This window comes from Parolsenella sp., assembly GCF_982402205.1.
In genome coordinates this window covers 1-2,502 of record NZ_CEVYAT010000185.1, presented here as the reverse complement: position 1 = coordinate 2,502, position 2,502 = coordinate 1, and the positions used below count along the sequence as shown (strand labels likewise).

Here is a 2,502-nt window from a genome sequence, read left to right as displayed (position 1 = left end):
CCCTCGGCCAGCAACTCGGTGAGCCTCTGGGCGTCTCGGGCCTCGAGCGCGTCCTTGTACTGGTTGAGCGCGTTGACGAGCGTGCCAATCTCAGCTGCGAGGTTGTCGGCGTCGTCGAGGAACAGCTCGCACCACATCGTGGGGTTGAGCCTCGCCACGCGGGTGAGGTCGCGGTAGGAGCCCGCGGCAAAGCCCTTGCGATGGGCGAGCGTGGGGCTCTTGACGTAGGCGTTCGACACGACGTGCGCGAGCTGGGAGGTGTAGGCAATGACCTCGTCGTGGCGCTCGGGGGTCGTCACGGTGAGCTTGTCAAAGCCACAGGGGGCGAGCAGGCCCTCCAGGCGGTCGACGAGCGCGAGGCACGCCACGCCACGAATCTCGGGCGGAGGGCAAACCACCATGGGCGCGCCCTCGAACATGTTGGCGCGCGAGTGCGCGTAGCCGGAGAACTGGGTGCCCGCCATCGGGTGGCAGCCCACGAAGGTGATGCCGTTCTTTCGGGCGATGTCAAAGCACGGCTCGCAGATGGAGCGCTTGACGCCGCCCGTGTCGATCACGATGGCGTCCGGGCTCACGAGCGAGGCATGGCTCTCCAGCCAGTCGACGCACGCCCTGGGGTAGCAGGCGAGAACGATGAGCTCGCAGGTGCCAACGAGCTCGTCGGCGAGCCGTCCCGCGGTCGTCTCGATTGCGGCGAAGGTCTCGATGTCTTCGTTGAGGTCGAAGGCGTAGACCTCGTGGCCCCCGCGTGCCATGGCGCGGGCGATGGAGCCGCCGATGAGGCCCAGGCCAACGATGCCCACTCTGCCCTCGATCATGGCTGCAACCTGCGGTTTATTGCTCTTCTCGTCCACGCTACTCAACCTCCATGGTCACAGCCTCGCGCACCTTGGCGATGCGCGCCATGGCGTCGCGGAACTGTTCGGGCGTGAGCGCCTGGGCGCCGTCAGACCAGGCGTGCTTGGGGTCGTCGTGCACCTCGATCTCGAGGCAGTCGGCGCCAGCGGCGGTCGCGGCGAGCGCCATCGGCGTCACGTAGCGGGTGTGGCCCGTGGCGTGGCTGGGGTCGGCGCAGACCGGCAGGTGGGTGAGGCCGTGGAGCACGGGGATGGCGTTGAGGTCGAAGGAGTTGCGCGTGCGCGTCTCGAACGTGCGGATGCCGCGCTCGCAGACTATGACATTGGGGTTGCCCTCGCTCATGATGTACTCGGCGGCCATGAGCAGCTCGTCGATGGTGCCGGCGATGCCACGCTTGAGCAGGATGGGCGTCTGGGTCTTGCCGACCTCCTTGAGCAGGGGGAAGTTCTGGGCGTTGCGCGCGCCGATCTGCCAGACCTCGATGTTTCGCGAGAGGAACTTGTCGACGTCGCGCGGGTCCATGATCTCGGTCACGATGGGCATGTCGAGCTCGTCGCGGGCGGCGCACAGGATGTCGAGGCCCTCCTCGCCCATGCCCTGGTAGGCGTAGGGGGAGGTGCGGGGCTTGTAGGCGCCGCCGCGCAGCATCGTGGCGCCGGCGGCCTTGACCTCGCGCGCGATGCGGATGAGGTTGTCTCCCTCGACCGAGCAGGGACCCGCGATGACGTTGAAGGTGCCGCCTCCCACCTTGACGCCGTGGCCGCAGTCGACCACCGTGTCGAGCGGGTGGAACTTGCGGTTGGCGCGCTTGAATGGCTCGGAGACGCGCTGGACGCGCTCGATGATGTCCATGCCCTCGATGAGGTACGGGTCAACCTGGGTGGTGTCGCCCACCAGACCGATGATCGTGGTGTTGTCACCCTTGGAGATGTGGGCGGAGAGGCCCTTGCTCTCGATCCAGCTTACGAAGTGGCCTACCTGTTCCGGCGTTGCCGTGTCCTTGACGACTGCGATCATCGTTCCCCCTCTGTGTGGCGTCCGCGCTTGAGTTTTCCTTAGTTGACCGATGGTACTACATATAGGTGCCGCTGCCCGACCTCGCAGCCGCTATGGCTTGACAAAAATGGGTCTCTCGGAGATGGGCTTTCCTCATTAAGTGTGAAAGGAACGTGCACACAAAAAACGGCCCCATCGCTGGGGCCGTTTATAAGCGAATGGTGCTCTCTGTGGGATTCGAACCCGCGACCTTTCGCTCCGGAGGCGAACGCTCTATCCAGCTGAGCTAAGAGAGCTTGCGAGTGCAGTATAGCCCAAGTCGGGTGGTCGGGGGAGACGGGCCTTCACTCTGGCCCCTCGCTATGCGTGCGGCATGCCCCCCCTGCCTACGTTTCAGTTTTGTAAGCAGTCGGGGCGAGCGTGCCGAAACGCCCCCGACCCCGTACAATGGACGTTCGCATCTTCTTTGAGGGGAGTGCCCTTGTCCAACACCGAAGCGCCCGACATCGTGGCGCCCGAGATTTCCGGCCTCACGCCTGCCGAGGTCGAGGCCCACGTCGCCGACGGCCTCGTGAACTCATACGGCGGCCCCACCACCAAGTCGGTGGGCCAGATTGTGTGCGAGCACCTCTTCACGCTGTTCAACGG

2 protein-coding genes and 1 tRNA gene are annotated in these 2,502 nt (G+C 65.5%); all 3 read right to left on the bottom strand.

Going from position 1 to position 2,502, the window contains the following annotated elements:
- A partial coding sequence (locus tag AC1VTH_RS07845; RefSeq protein WP_481335594.1) for a prephenate dehydrogenase occupies positions 1-818 on the bottom strand: 818 nt, incomplete at its 3' end.
- 37 nt (positions 819-855) lie between these two features.
- The gene (gene aroF / locus AC1VTH_RS07840; protein ID WP_293673593.1) at positions 856-1,875 is read right to left on the bottom strand and encodes a 3-deoxy-7-phosphoheptulonate synthase; all 1,020 of its coding nucleotides are present in this window, start codon (positions 1,873-1,875) and stop codon (positions 856-858) included.
- Positions 1,876-2,073: 198 nt separating this feature from the next.
- Positions 2,074-2,150, bottom strand: a tRNA-Arg gene (locus AC1VTH_RS07835).
- Between the last annotated feature and the right edge of the window lie 352 nt (positions 2,151-2,502).

Coding starts and splice junctions, on each gene's coding strand:
- aroF (WP_293673593.1), bottom strand. CDS start 1,875: ATGATCGCAGTCGTCAAGGACACGGCAACGCCGGAACAGGTAGGCCAC.